Source organism: Streptomyces lasiicapitis, from assembly GCF_014646335.1.
GTDB lineage: Bacteria > Actinomycetota > Actinomycetes > Streptomycetales > Streptomycetaceae > Streptomyces > Streptomyces lasiicapitis.
Map to the genome: position 1 here is coordinate 302470 of NZ_BMNG01000002.1, position 14518 is coordinate 316987.

The 14518-nt window shown below is 72.7% G+C and carries 8 protein-coding genes; 3 read left to right on the forward strand and 5 right to left on the reverse strand.

The features are described 5' to 3' along the window. Nucleotides 1–67: 67 nt before the first annotated feature. Complete coding sequence (locus IEY91_RS04755) at nucleotides 68–1291, reverse strand: glycoside hydrolase family 64 protein (protein WP_189172975.1); 1224 nt, start codon at nucleotides 1289–1291, stop codon at nucleotides 68–70. Between the two features lie 356 nt (nucleotides 1292–1647). On the opposite strand from IEY91_RS04755, the gene IEY91_RS04760 reads away from it, so the two are divergent. Next, the gene (locus IEY91_RS04760; protein WP_164318401.1) at nucleotides 1648–2448 is read left to right on the forward strand and encodes a VOC family protein; all 801 of its coding nucleotides are present in this window, start codon (nucleotides 1648–1650) and stop codon (nucleotides 2446–2448) included. 140 nt (nucleotides 2449–2588) lie between these two features. Then, nucleotides 2589–2837: a WhiB family transcriptional regulator gene (locus IEY91_RS04765; protein WP_164318398.1), complete on the forward strand. Its 249-nt coding sequence runs from the start codon at nucleotides 2589–2591 to the stop codon at nucleotides 2835–2837. Nucleotides 2838–2888: 51 nt separating this feature from the next. On the opposite strand, the gene IEY91_RS04770 is transcribed toward IEY91_RS04765, so the two are convergent. Continuing rightward, nucleotides 2889–5360, reverse strand: a complete 2472-nt coding sequence (locus IEY91_RS04770; protein WP_189172976.1) for a prenyltransferase/squalene oxidase repeat-containing protein — start codon at nucleotides 5358–5360, stop codon at nucleotides 2889–2891. Between the two features lie 113 nt (nucleotides 5361–5473). Between IEY91_RS04770 and IEY91_RS04775 the strand changes: the two genes are divergently transcribed. After that, entirely contained in the window at nucleotides 5474–9154 is a 3681-nt protein-coding gene (locus IEY91_RS04775) for a hypothetical protein (RefSeq protein ID WP_189172977.1), read from the forward strand. Between the two features lie 208 nt (nucleotides 9155–9362). On the opposite strand, the gene IEY91_RS04780 is transcribed toward IEY91_RS04775, so the two are convergent. The 3 genes from IEY91_RS04780 to IEY91_RS04790 form a co-directional block, all read right to left on the reverse strand. Further along, nucleotides 9363–10334, reverse strand: a complete 972-nt coding sequence (locus IEY91_RS04780; protein ID WP_164318392.1) for an acyl-ACP desaturase — start codon at nucleotides 10332–10334, stop codon at nucleotides 9363–9365. 182 nt (nucleotides 10335–10516) lie between these two features. Continuing rightward, nucleotides 10517–12799, reverse strand: a complete 2283-nt coding sequence (locus IEY91_RS04785) for an ATP-binding cassette domain-containing protein (RefSeq protein ID WP_189172978.1) — start codon at nucleotides 12797–12799, stop codon at nucleotides 10517–10519. 10 nt (nucleotides 12800–12809) lie between these two features. Beyond that, on the reverse strand, nucleotides 12810–14492 hold the full coding sequence (locus IEY91_RS04790) for an ABC-F family ATP-binding cassette domain-containing protein (protein ID WP_189172979.1): 1683 nt from the start codon (nucleotides 14490–14492) through the stop codon (nucleotides 12810–12812). Between the last annotated feature and the right edge of the window lie 26 nt (nucleotides 14493–14518).

Sequence of the window (14518 nt, forward strand, 5' to 3'; positions counted from 1 at the left end):
CCCCGGTCCACTGCCGGACCGGGGCGCAAGCCGATGGGGTCACGTCCCCGGACTCATGCCTTCAGTGCTACGCCCCCACGGACACCGTGAACCGGCGCGGATTGCCGTCGTGCGCCGCGCCCGACACGTCCGGCTGGCCGTCCGGGCGTACGTCGTCGTACGGGAAGGCGTACCCGATGGGCGAGTTGGCGTGCACCACGCGGGACCAGTGGTTGGTGACGTCACCGCGGTAGTAGTCGCCGGCCGTCGTGCCGTTCGGCTGCGACGGGTGGGTGAGCATGATGCTGCGGTTGAACCCGGCGGCGAGGCGGGCGAGGAGGCCCTTCTTGTCGTCCGAGTCGCCCGGGTTGTTGGTGAACGGGCCGTGGTTGCAGGTGAAGATGTCCTTCGAGGTGGGCTTGGTGAAGGTGTGGCCGCCCTCGAAGGTGAGGGTGTCGCCCGAGACCCGGCCGACGCGCACGCCCCGTCCGCCCTGGAGGTCGATGCGCAGGTCGGTGGAGCGGTACTTGTTCCAGACCTGGTCGATGTAGCCGTTGAAGTAGTCGCGGAACGGCATCTTGCTCGGGTCGCCGAAGTGCGGGGCCATGAGGTTCTGCGGCGAGATGACGCGCAGTACGCCGCCGTCGCCGCGGATCACCAGCTTGTCCCAGGGCTGCCCGTCCCGGCCCGCCTGCGCCACCAGATCGGCGGCGATCTTGTCCACGGCCCCGTCGGGCAGCGGTGCGACGGTGTGCTTGGCGTCGCCCTCCAGCGTCAGACCGATGGGCAGCGCGGTCACCAGGTCCACGTAGCTGATGTTCGCGTACAACTGCGTGCTGTTGAAGGTGAACTCGCAGAACGACCACGTGCGGCCGTAGTTCGCGTCTTCCTTGGTGGCGAACGCGGGCTCGACGAGGGAGGGGCCCGGGTTGAGGAAGAAGTCAAGTTTGTCGTCGCGGACGAAGTAGACGCGGGCGCCGAACATTTGAGGAAGCGTAAGCACCTTGGGGGCGGAGCCCGCCGCGCCCAGCGGGATGGCGCAGTCCACCGGCAGCGGGGTCTGCGGGGCCGACGGCGATTCGGGGCGGTAGACGCCGCCGTCCGGCTTCAGGAGCAGCCAGCGGTCGGTGCCCGGCTCGTGGCCGGTGACGTACGCGCGGACCTGGCCCGGCAGGGACTTGTTCTGCAACGCGAGTTCACAGGTCGCGGGCGCGGCCGAGGCGTCCGGGCTCAGCGCGCTGCCCCACGCGGGGTACGTGAGGGCGCCCGCGGCGGCCGCGGACGACGTCAGGAACACTCTGCGCGATATCACGGTATTTCTCTCCTGGCTTGAATGTGGGGGGAGTTGAGCAGGAGTGCGGCCCGGGCGCGCGGTGGTGCGTCGACGTGCCCCCACTGTTGCCGCGGTGAAAAGCCGCCGTCAAGAGGTGTGGCTGAGAGCGCTCTCAGAAACTGCTCGGTGTTCACAAGGTGATGAAGGCCGAGCGCGGAGAGTGACGGGAAACCGGCCGCGGGTCCGGGGCGGCCGGTGACGGTGTGTGCCCGGCCGGGGCCAGCGCGCGCGGATTGTCAGTGCCCGGTGGAAGACTCGGAAGCGACGGATTGCGACGAGTGCGGACGAGTACGGCAGACGCAACGAGTACGACGAGCGCGACAAAGGAGTCGATCATGCTCAGCGATCTCACACTCACCGGAGCCCCGATCTGGGTGGATCTGGGCACCACGGACATCGACGGCGCGGCCGCCTTCTACAAGGGCGTCTTCGGCTGGGACTTCGAGAAGGGTGGCGAGGAAGTCGGCGGGTACGGCACGTTCCAGATCGACGGCAAGGCCGCCGCCGGCGGAATGGCGGTCACGCCCGAGATGGGCGCGACGGGCGGCCCCTCCTGGTCGCTGTACTTCTGCACGCCGGACGCCGACGCCACCGCCAAGAAGGTCGAGCAGGCGGGCGGCCGCACGCTCTTCGAGCCGATGGACGTCCTGGACTACGGCCGCATGGCGGGCTTCGCCGACGCCGCCGGTGTCGCCTTCTCCGTGTGGCAGCCCGGACAGAACAAGGGCCTGGACGTGGTGAACGTGCCCGGCGGACTGATCTGGACCGAGCTGTACACCCCGGACATCGAGGCGGGCGCCGCGTTCTACGACGCGGTGTTCGGCTGGAAGACGATCGCCCAGCCCTTCGAGGGCGGCTCGTACACCATGGTGTACCCGGGCGGCGGCACCGCGGACGACATGTTCGGCGGCCTGTGGCCCCTCGACCAGGACCCCGTCGAGCAGGAAGCCGGTGTCTACTGGATGCCGTACTTCCAGGTGGCCGACATCGACGCGGTGGTCGAGAAAGCGCGCACGACCGGCGGCACGGTCCGGGCCGAGCGCATGGACCTCGCCGGTGTGGGCGCGTTCGCGAAGCTCGCCGATCCGCACGGCGCGAAGTTCGCGCTGATGCAGCCCGAGCCGCAGCAGGGCTGAGCCGCTATCGTGGGGCCCCGCCGAGTCGAGGCCCCATGCCGGGCCGTCAAGGGCCCCCGCCGCCCGGTCCTGAAACACCCGGCGCGCCGCGTTGATCGAACGTTGATCGGTTGTTTCGCGCCATCCTTCAGGATCACGGCATGCACAATGACACCACTTTGCCCGTGCCCGAACTCGCCTGGCAGGAGCAGGCGCTGTGCGCGCAGACCGGGCCAGACTTCTTCTTCCCCGAGCCCGGCAGCTCGGTGCGTGAGGCCAAGAACATCTGCCGCCTCTGCGACATGCGCCAGACCTGCCTGGCGTACGCCCTCGACAACGACGAGCGGTTCGGCGTCTGGGGCGGGCTCTCCGAGAAGGAACGGCAGAGCCTGCGGCGCGACCGGGCCTGAGAGGGCGCGGCCGCGCCGGGCTCCGGGTGCTGCGCTCCGGCTTCGGGGCCCTTAGGCGTACGTCACCGTGAACTGCCCGGCACCCGCCGGTACATGGACGTCGTCGCCCGACACCGGCAGCTCACGCCCGTCCGCCGACGCAGCCCGCACGGAGCCGAAGCGGCACGGGTAGACGTACCGCACCCGCTCGGGTGACCGCGTGATGTCCACGGTCACCGTGCGGGCCGCCGCGTCGTGCGTGAGCCGGTAGCCGAAGGGCGCGCCGAACAGCGTGGGCGCGGAGTCGACGGTCACCGGCTCCCCGTCCGGCACCCAGTGCGGGCGGATGCCCGGGGCGACGTACAGATGCGGATCGCGATCCTCGTCGGCCTCGAAGAAGAGGATGTCGCGGAGCAGCAGCAGATACTCCGCCGCCGCCCAGCCGTGCGGAATGTCGCCCATGTACCAGTGCCGGTGCGGGACCTCGGCGAAGCCGGACGCGATCGGGAACGCGTGCTGCTCGTTCCACGCGCCGAGCGCCACCGCCCGGTCGTCGGTGCGCGGCAGCGAGGCGGCCACGGTCCAGCCGAGCAGCTCGTCCATCCGCGCGGCGTTCCCGGCGAGCAGATACGCGTGCGCCAACTGCATGGTCAGGTAGGGGCCGTACGCGTTCCAGGCCGCCTCGTGCCGGAAGCCGCCCGTCACGAAACGTCCGTACATGGTGTCCAGCGTGAACCGCGCCGCCCGGTCGACGTCGTCGCCCAGCTTGCCGCCCATGTGCAGCCGCAGCGGATGGAAGTACGCGGCCGCGCCGATCATCGTCGAGTCGCGCCGCCCGACGTCGCCGGGTCCGGTCGGGATGTACGTCTCCCACTCGCCGCGCCGCTGCTGCTCCGCAAGGACCCAGCGGATCGAGGCGGCCGTGGCCTGCTTCAGGTCGTCGAACGCGGCCCAGAGTTCGCGGACCTCGGGGGTGCCGAGGCGCTCGGCGAGGCGCGCCGCCTCATAGAGACCGGCGAGGCCCCACAGGTCGTCCCAGTAGTGCGGCTTGTCGCGCTCGCCGAGGTGCTCGGCGCTCCAGCCGCTGTGCAGCAGGCCGTACGCGTCCCGGTTGTCGCGCAGCCAGCGCGCGCCGTCGACGACGTACGGCGTGTAGAGCTTGGCGCCGAAGGCGGTGCCGGGGCCCGCCGTGCGGTCGAAGCGGCCGATCGCCCACAGCGCCTGGCCGTTGCTGTCCCACTCGCGGTCGTCGCGCTCGTGCGGGCCGCCGTAGAAGCCGTACTCGGCGCAGGGCCCGATCCGGCCGGTGCCGCGGTTGAACCGCAGCGGATAGTGCGTGCCCAGCTGGTGCTCCGCGAGCGCCGCGTCGCCCACCAGCGAGCATGCCGTCGCCTCCACCGAGGAGTCCCGGATCCAGAACGAGTCGTACACGGTCGGACCCGGGTGGATCTCGCCGTGGTCGGAGAGGACGAGCAACTGCGAGCGCGCCTGCCGGAACAGGTCGGTCAAGTGGGCCACGGGCTGCGGGAGCCCGGGCTGCACGCCCTGGCCGAGGACCTTCGCCGTCCAGAACTGCCGGTTGCTCTCCTCCAGTTCGGCGGCCGGCGTGGCGCGGATCTCGGCCAGGTCGGCGGCCCCGCTGTACAGGTCGACCGGCAGCCGCACGTCGACCTCGAACGCCGTGCCGTCCGCCACCCGGAACGGCCACGCGAACGCGGCGCTGCACAAACCCGCGACCTGGTCCTGCGCCTGCAGCGCCGCGTTGAGCTTGCCGCCCACGGCCAGGTCGTGGAACGGGCTGCGCGTCAGATACGCCGCCGGGTCGGACGCGAAGTCCGGGTTGCCGTACACGCCGTAGTGCGTGGGCGCGGTGTCGAACGCCGGGCCCCAGCCGCTGTTGGTCTCCACCCGAGCCTCGTCCGGCAGATACCTGAGGAACGTCAGCCTGCGGTCGGTGCCGCCCGGGTCGCCGCGGTCGTGCCGCTGGAAACCGCTCGGCCCCGCGGGCAGCACCGCCGCGCACAGCCAGCCCTCGCGCGGCGCTCCGCCCGGGGCGGTGACGCTCAGCCGGGTCACCGTGAGGTCCCGCTGCCGCGGGCCGACCGGCGCCGCGAAGGTCCGCTGCGTGAACTCCACGCCGCCCGGCGTGCGGAACGTCGTCACCACCACCGGCAGATGCGGCGCCTCCATGCGCTGCGCGACCGTCCCGCACTCCGCGAGCTGCGGCACGCCGACGGTGCCCGACACCGGCTCGTACAGGAAGAACGCCAGGCAGTACTTGTCGTACACCGGCTCGATCTCCCCGGCCTGGCCGATCAGCGACTCCTGGCGGTGGTCCTTCACGCCCACCATGTGCCAGTAGCGGTACAGCGCGTTCGAGGAGAACGCGGCCTCCTTCGATTCGTACGTGCCCGAGTCGAAGTCGTCGCTCCAGCGCCGGAAGGCGGCCTGCGCCCACCACGGCACCGGGTACGGCACCCGCGCCCGGTCCGCCCAACTGCGCCACATGACCTCGTAGAACATCCACTCATGGGTCCGTGCCACTTCCGTGCACCCCCTGGGGTCGACGGCGGCTGTGCCCGTCTGCCCAACATGGCACCGCCGGGCAGGACCGTAAATCGCTACGGCGCCGCGTGCCCGCCGGGCAGAATCGCGGGATGGCAGCCCCTGAGACGTCGTCCGCAGCAGGCACCCTTGTCGCCGGGCTCGATCCGCTTCCGTATCCGGAGCGGATGCGGGAACTCGCGCGGAGGGGCCGGGAGTTGGGGCGTGCCGGGGTGGCGCGTGGGGTTATGGCGGAGTTGGAGGGTGGTGGGGTCGCTGGGGGTGGTGGGCCCGGCGCCGACGGGAGTGGCGGGTTCAGGGCGCCCGTCGGCCGTGGTGAGCCCGCGCCCGACCTGGGCAACGACCCGGGCGGCAGCCGCCGTTGGGGCTTCGGGCGCCGTGGCCGGGCCGAGCCCCACGGCGCGCAGCGCGGCGCGCCCCGGCCCGCCACGCCCCCCTTCCTGCCCGGCCGCCCCTACGAACGCGGCATCGCGATCCTCCTCGCCGCCCTCACCCGGGACACCGACTGGATCGCCGCCCGCCTCGCGGACCCCGACGCGTTCGTGCGCGGGCAGGCGCTGCGCGCGGCCGACACCGTCCGCGTGCCCGACGCCGCCTTCGAGGCCGCGTTCGACGACGCGCCGGAGGCGGTGCGCAGGCAGCTCTGCCGGGCGGTGGTCGCCGGGCGGCGCACCGCGCTCGCGGACCGCCTCGTCGACGGGGTGAGGCGGGACTGGGGCGACGCGGCCGCCGCCCGCCTGCTCCCCGGCTGCTCCGAGGAGGTCGCGGCGCGGCTGCTGCCCGAGCTGTTCCATGCCGTACGCGGCTGGAGCGCCCTGGCCAAGCCCCACGGCGAACTGCTGCTCGACCTCGTCGCCCGGCAGCTCGCCGCGGCGCCCGAAGCGCTGCGCGACGCCTGCTGGGAGGGGTGCGCGGGCGCCCTGGAGGCCACGGCCGACCGGGCCCCGGAGCGCGTGCTCGACCTGCTCGAACGGTACGCGCCGACCCGCTTCCCGCCCCGGCTCCTGCCGCACCTGCGCCCGCTCGCGACCGCGGGACCCGCCCGCGTACTGAGCCTGCTCACCGGCCCGTGGGGCCACCAGATCCGGGTCAGCGGGCACGTCACCCGCTCCGTCCTGCGCGCGCTCGCCCGCTCCGGCGACCCCGACGCCACCGCCGGGATCCACGCGTACGCCCGTTCCGTCGGCGACGACTCCAGCGCCCTCGGCCGGCTCCTCGCCGCGCACCCGCCGGCCGGACGCGCGGCGGTGTTCGCGGCCGGCCGTGAGGGCCGCGGCACCCCGCCGGCCACCGTCGACGGCGCCGTCCTCGACGCGCTGCCGCGCCGCGCCGCCGCCGACGAGGGGCGCCGCGTCGCCGCCGCGACCCGGGCGAGCGGCGCCTATTGGATCACCGTGCTCGCCGCCGAGTCGTACCTGCCGTGCGCGGAGGCCCGCGACGCACTCGTCGCCGCGACCCGGCGCCCCGCCGCCGACGACCGCGCGGACGCCTGGCCGTTCCTGATCCTCAACGTCGCGCGCTTCGGCGACCGCGCGGAAGCCGTACGCCTCCTCGACGACATGGCGGCCCGCCTCACCAACGAGCAGGACCTGGTCCGCTCCGAAGCTCTGCTCAGCCTGTCGCGGGTACGCCCCGCCCTGTTCACCGAGGCCGCCGCGCCGTACCTCGACAAGCTCGTGGCCGACGCGCTCGCGGCCCGCGACTGCTCCCGCGACAGCCGCGACGCGCTCAGCTCCCTCGCCGTCGCCGTGCTGCGCGAACACGCCGCGAGCGGGCAGCGCGCACTCGTCGGCTGGAGCCTGCGCACCCTCACCCGCATCTCCGGCAGCACCCGGCGCGTGGACCTCGGCCGCCTCGACCGCACGCTCCGCCGGGGGCAGGAGCACGAGGTGTACGAGGCACTGCGGCCCTGGATCGAGGCGGGCGCGGAGAAGGCCGACTACAGCCTCGCGTTCACGCTCGCCCGCGCCGTCGGACGGCGCGCCCACGGCATGGCCGCGCTGCAGGAACTCCTGTGGCAGGCCGTGCGGTTCGGCGACAACCCCACCGTGTCCACGGCGATCGGCCTGTGGCTCGACGCGCCCGCGACCCGCGACGAGCGGGTCGCGCACGTCCTCGCGCAGGAGCCGTCCGCGGCCGTCCTGCACCCCGTCCACAGCGTCCTGACCTCCCGCCGCACCGACCTCCTCGACCGGCTCCTCGGCGGCGCGCCGCCGTACGGGCGCTTCCTCGCGGCGGGTTCCGCGTGGACCGTGCCGGCGGGGCCGGCGCAGGTGCGGCGCTGGGTGCCGCGCCAACAGCAGGCGTGGCTGCGGCAGTTGGAGTGGGCCGCGCGGGACACGGGGCAGCCGCAGGCCGACCGGGCGGCGGCCGTCGCACGCTGCGCGGACGTGCCGGGCGCGGGGCCCGATCTCGTACGCCACTGGGCCGCGGACCCCGAGATCCGCTTCGCGGAGGCCGCGCTCGGGGCGCTCGCCCGCACCGACCGGCCCGGCGACGCGGTGCCCGAGCTGCTCGCGCACGCGGGCGGGGAGCGGGCGCGGGTCGCTGTGTACGCGGCGACGCGGGCCTCGCGGTACGCCCCGCCGTCACGGCTCGCGCCGTGGCTGCGCGACGTTCTGACAGGGCCCGGCGCCAAGGTCACCAGCCGAAAGGAGGCCGCGCGGCTCGCGGCGACCCGGCTGCCCGCGGCGCGGGCCGCGGTGCTGCTCCGAGAGGCGTACGACGCTCCGGGCGCCCACCGTGATGTGCGCGCCGCGTGCGTGGCCTTCGCCGGCGGGCTCCTCGGCGAGGAGGCCGTGTGGCACCTCCTCGCCGACGCCGCGCACCCCGCCCACGGCGAACAGGTCCTCCGCACCGCCGTCCTCGCCCTGCGCCCCCTGGACATGGCCCCCGCCCACCGCCGCCGCTACGCCCACCTCGTTCAGGAGGTCAGTGCCACCGACGACGCGGAGACGGCTGCCCTCGCCTTCCAGACCCTGCCCCGGTGGTCGCCGTGGGCCCCCGAGGCGGTGGAGGTCCTGGGCGCGGCGTGCGTGGATCTCACGCGGGGGCGGGTGGTGTGGCGGGCGGCGGCGCGCGGCCTGGTGACGGCGGCTGTGAGTACTGAGGGGGGTGGGGCGGGGCTGTGTGGAGCGCTGGGTGAGTTGGTTCGGGTGGCCGAGAGGGAGCTGGATGGGTCTTCCGCGGGCGTGGGTGCGGGGCCCGCCGGAGCGGGTGAGGTGAGTGCCGGGCCCGGCGAGGTGCGGGACCTGCCTGCGCGGCGGCGGGTGGAGTTCGTGGTGGAGCAGCTTGTGGGGGAGCGTGGTGTGACGGCGCGGGCGGTCTGCTTGCGGGCCGGTGAACTCCTGGCCGAAGGCGTCGGGTTCGTGCCGCAGGCGGCGCGGCTGCTGGTGGCCGCCCTGAGCTTCGACGGGGACCGGGATGGTGATCGGGACGGCCGCAGGGACCCTGACCTGGGCGCTGCCCTCTCCCGCCTGGCGGAACTGCACCGGGACCGTCCCGCGCTGGCCCCCATGACCTGCCGGAACCTGGCCGAACGCCTGCGGGCGGCACCTGCCGAGTCCGGCGACGCACTCCTCCCGGCGGCCCGTCACCTGACCGCGTCCGGCACCCCCACCGAGGGCCTCCTGGCCCTGACCCTCACGACAGCCGAGGGCACCCGCCTCTCCTGGCCCTCACAGTGGCGCACCCTCCTGAACACCCTCCGCGACCACCCGTCCCCCGACGTCAGGGACGGAGCCCTGGCGGTGTCCCTCACGCCGCAGGATTGACCCGCCGGGCGGGACGGACTGCCCCGCCCACCCCCGCCGCACCTGACGTGCGGAGTATTGGGCGGGTGGGAGCAGATCCGCCGCGCAGCGGCGGCACCGAGAGGGCGCCCAGGCACCCCGCAGGGAACAACCGACCCAAGCCGCGCGCAAGCAAGTGGCCCGGTCGGCGTCCCGCCCAGCTCAGCGCAGCGTCCCGCTCAGCGCAGCGTCACGCGCCGCGTGCGGCAGCCCGAGCCCGTCGCGCGGCCAAGCGCTCGTCGAACTTCGATGCCTCCGAGTCGAGCCCGCCCATGAAGAGGCCGAGCTCCTCCTGGGCCTTGGTGCCCTCGGGGCCGAGGCCGGGGATTTCCATGATCTTGAGGAAGCGGAGGACGGGCTGCAGCACGTCGTCGTGGTGGATGCGCAGGTTGTACACCCCGCCGATGGCCATCTGCGCGGCGGCCCGCTCGAAGCCGGGGATGCCGTGGCCGGGCATGCGGAAGCCGACGACGACGTCGCGGACGGCGCACATCGTGAGGTCGGGGGCGAGCTCGAAGGCGGCCCGCAGGAGGTTCCGGTAGAAGACCATGTGCAGGTTCTCGTCGGTCGCGATGCGCGCCAGCATGCGGTCGCAGACGGGGTCCCCGGACTGGTGGCCGGTGTTGCGGTGGGAGATCCGGGTGGCCAGCTCCTGGAAGGCGACGTACGCCACGGAGTGCAGCATCGAGTGCCGGTTGTCGGACTCGAAGCCCTCGCTCATGTGCGACATGCGGAACTGCTCGAGCTGGTCGGGGTCGACGGCCCGGGACGCGAGGAGGTAGTCGCGCATGACGATGCCGTGCCGCCCCTCCTCCGCGGTCCAGCGGTGCACCCACGTGCCCCAGGCGCCGTCGCGCCCGAAGAGGGAGGCGATCTCGTGGTGGTAGCTGGGGAGGTTGTCCTCGGTGAGGAGGTTCACCACGAGCGCGACGCGGCCGATGTCGGTGACCGGCGACTGCCCCTTCTCCCAGGCCTCGCCGTCCTCGAAGAAGCCGGGGAAGTTCCGGGCGTCGGAGAACGGCACGTACTCGTGCGGCATCCAGTCCTTGGCGACACCGAGATGCCGGTTCAGCTCCTTCTCGACCACTTCCTCCAGGGCGTACAGAAGCCGGGCGTCGGTCCATGTGTCCGGGCTGCCGAGGTGGGGAGAAGTGATCGTCACGGGGGCTCCTGGGGACGGGAGTGGTGTGGATGCGGCGCCGGGGGTCGCACGGAGCCGCGAGCGGTTTGTACCTACGGCATCGTAGGTTACGTACCCGTAGGTTAAGCCCTCCGTAAAGGCCCCCGGAAACCGGGTCCGGGAGGGGCCCCGGCCCGGGACGGGACAGAGCCCCCGAAACCCGGTCAGCCCGCCGCCCGCCGCAGATGCTCCGCCGTGAACGACCCCCGCGCCCCCAGCAGCTCCCGCGGCGTCCCCTCGAAGACGATCCGCCCGCCGTGCTTGCCCCCGTCGGGCCCGAGGTCGATGACCCAGTCCGCGTGCTTGACGACCTCCAGGTTGTGCTCGACGACGAGCACAGTGTTCCCGGCGTCGACGAGCCGGTCCAGCATCGCGAGCAGACCGTCGACATCCGCCATGTGCAGTCCGGTCGTCGGCTCGTCGAGGACGTACGTCGTCCCCGTCCGATGCAGCTGGGTGGCCAGCTTGATGCGCTGCCGCTCTCCGCCGGACAGCGTGGACAGCGGCTGGCCGAGGGTGAGATAGGTCAGGCCCACATCACGCAGGGCGCCGAGCCGGCGACGTACCGCGGTGTCGGGAAAGTCCTCGAAGAAGGCGAGGGCCCGCTCGGCGGTCATGTCGAGGACGTCGGCGATCGAGCGTCCGCCCACCACGAGCCGCAGCACCTCCTCCTTGAAGCGCCGCCCCGCGCACGCCTCGCACGTCGTCGTGACCGGATCCATGAAGGCCAGGTCGCTGTAGATGATCCCCCGGCCCTGGCAACTCTCGCACGCCCCGTGCGAGTTGAAGCTGAAGAGGCCCGGCTCGGTGCCGGTCCTGCGGGCGAAGAGGGCGCGGACCCGGTCCATGATGCCGAGATACGTCGCCGGGGTGGAGCGCGCCGAGATGCCGATGGCGGACTGGTCGACGGCCACGGCGTCGGGGTGCTGCTCGATGAAGGCCCGGGAGATCAGCGTGCTCTTGCCGGAGCCCGCGACCCCGGTGACGGCCGTGAGCACGCCGGTGGGTACCCGCACGCTCACGTCCTTGAGGTTGTGCAGGTCGGCCCCCTTGATCCACTCGCCGCCGACGGGCTCGCGCGGGTGTTCCTTGACGCCGCCGGCGCGGCGCAGGCGGCGGCCGGTGAGGGTGTCGGCGGCGCGCAGCTCCTCGGGGGTGCCCTCGAAGACGACGAGGCCGCCGTCGGCGCCCGCGGCCGGGCCCATGTCGACGACGTGGTCGGCGACGGCGATCACGTCCGGGTCGTGCTCGACGACGAGTACGGTGTTGCCCTTGTCGCGCAGGCGCAGCAGCAGGTCGTTGAGGCGGCCCACGTCCCGCGGGTGCAGGCCGACGCTCGGTTCGTCGAAGATGTACGTCATGCCGGTGAGGCTGGAGCCGAGGTGCCGCACCATCTTCAGGCGCTGGCCCTCGCCGCCGGAGAGCGTGGACGTCTCGCGGTCCAGGCTCAGATAGCCGAGCCCGATGGCCTCGACGCGTTCGAGCGCGGCGACGGCGGCCCCGGCGATCGGACCGGCCACCGGGCCCTCGATCCGGCCGAGCGCCGTGATCAGGTCGGTGACCTCCATGCGCGTGCAGTCGGTGATGGACAGGCCCTCGACGCGGGTGGCGAGCGCGGCCGGGTTCAGGCGGGCGCCGTCGCATGCCGGGCAGTGGCCCTCGACGAGGAAGGGCTGCACCGTGTCGCGGGTCTTCTGGGAGAGCGCCGACAGGTCGCGGTGCAGATACAGCCGCTCGAAGCGGTCGGCGAGCCCTTCGTAGTCGATGTCGCGGGCGCCGCCGGTGTTGTCGACGTTGACCTTGTTTGCCTTCTTGCCGCGCTTGCCACCGCGCATCAGGAACTGCCGTTCCGCGGCGCTGAATTCACCGACCGGCTTGTGCGTGTCGAGGCCGGTGGTGTTCGTGTACGTCTGGCCCTGCCAGGTCCCGACGGCGAACGGCGGGAACAGGATCGCGCCGCCCGCCAGGGACTTGGCGGGGTCCAGGATGCGGTCGTAGTCGGGCCGTACCGTGCGGCCGAGCCCCGCGCACTCGGTGCACATCCCGCTCGGGTCGTTGAACGAGTACGCGGTGGCCGCGCCCGCGCTCGGCGTGCCGTGCCGCGAGAACAGCACCCGGATCACCGAGTAGATGTCCGTCATCGTGCCGACGGTGGAGCGGGAGTGGCCGCCGATCGGCTTCTGGTCGACGACGATCGCGGGCGCGAGGTCCTCGATGGCGTCCGCCTGTGGCCGTTCGTACTTCGGCAGCCGGTTGCGGACGAACCACGGATACGTCTCGTTGAGCTGGCGCTGCGACTCGACGGCGATGGTGTCGAAGACGACCGACGACTTTCCCGACCCCGAGACCCCGGTGAAGACCGTGAGACGGCCCTTCGGGATCCGCAGGCTCACCTCCTTCAGGTTGTTCTCACGGGCTCCGGTGAGGGTGATGTGCTGGTGCTCCATGCACGCGAAGCTAGCCGGGATACCCGACAGCTTCTGTCGTGTTTTCTTCAGCGTTGGCAATGGCGTCCGTGATCGCCTCGATTCCGTTGACCTCCCTCAGCTCGCCGTCGAGCAGCAGCCAGCGCGTGATGCCGATCGACTCCAGGAACGGCAGGTCGTGGCTGGCGACGATCAGCGCGCCCTCGTAACTCTCCAGGGCCGTCGAGAGCTGGTGGACGCTCGCCATGTCGAGGTTGTTCGTCGGCTCGTCGAGCATCAGGAGCTGCGGCGCGGGCTCGGCGAGCAGCAGCGCCGCGAGCGCCGCCCGGAACCGTTCGCCGCCGGAGAGCGTGTCCGCCCGCTGGTCGGCCTTCGCGCCCTTGAACAGGAAGCGGGCCAGACGTGCCCGGACCCGGTTGTTCGTGGCGTCCGGCGCGAACCGCGCGACGTTCTCGGCGACGGTCAGCTCTTCGTCGAGTACGTCGAGACGCTGCGGCAGGAAACGCAGCGGGACGTGCGCCTTCGCCTCCCCGCCGAGCGGGTCGAGTTCGCCGCTGATGGTCCTCAGCAGCGTCGTCTTGCCTGCGCCGTTGCGGCCGACCAGTGCGATCCGCTCGGGTCCGCGCAGGTCGAACCCGCCCTTCACGCGCGCTCCGTAACGGAGTGTCAGGTCAAGGAGCGTCAGGACGGTGCGGCCCGGCGGGACCGCGGTGTACGGCAGGTCGACGCGGATCTCGTCGTCGTCGCGCACCGCCTCGACGGCGTCGTCGAGTCGCTCCTTGGCCTCGGTCAGCTTCTCCTCGTGCATGATGCGGTGCTTGCCCGCGGACACCTGGGCGGCCCGCTTGCGCTCGCCCATGACGATCTTCGGCTCGCGCTTCTGATCGTGCATCTTCTGGCCGTACCGCTTGCGGCGGGCCAACTTGACCTGGGCGTCGGCGAGTTCGCGCTTCTGCTTGCGCAGGTCGGACTCGGCGACGCGCACCATGCGCTCGGCCGCCTCCTGTTCGACGGCGAGCGCCTCCTCGTACGCGCTGAAGTTGCCGCCGTACCAGGTCACTTCGCCGTCCCGGAGGTCGGCGATCTGGTCCACGCGGTCGAGGAGTTCCCGGTCGTGGCTGACCACGACGAGCACTCCGGACCATGCGTCGACGGCCGCGTACAGGCGCCGCCTGGCGTGCAGATCAAGGTTGTTGGTGGGCTCGTCGAGCAGCAGGACGCCGGGCCGCTTCAGGAGCAGTGCGGCCAGGCGCAGCAGCACCGACTCGCCGCCGGAGACCTCGCCGGTGGTGCGGTCGAGGCCGATGTGGCCGAGGCCGAGCTGGTCCAGGGTGGCCGCGGCGCGCTCCTCGACGTCCCAGTCGTCGCCGACGGCCGTGAAGTGCTCCTCGCTGGGGTCGCCCGCCTCGATGGCGTGCAGCGCGGCGCGGGTCCGGGCGATGCCGAGGACCTCGTCGACGCGCAGCGTGGTGTCGAGAGTGACGTTCTGCGGCAGGTAGCCGACGTCGCCCGCGGTGCGTACGGCGCCCTCGCCCGGGGCGAGTTCGCCGGCGATCAGCTTCAGGAGCGTCGACTTGCCGGACCCGTTGCGACCGATGAGGCCGGTCCTGCCGGGGCCGAACGCGGCCTGCAGGCCTTCGAAGACGATGGTCCCGTCGGGCCAGGTGAAGGCGAGCGACGTGCAGGTGATGGACGTGGTGGGGGACAGAGACATACAGGCCTCGCGGTTGCATTCGTGGT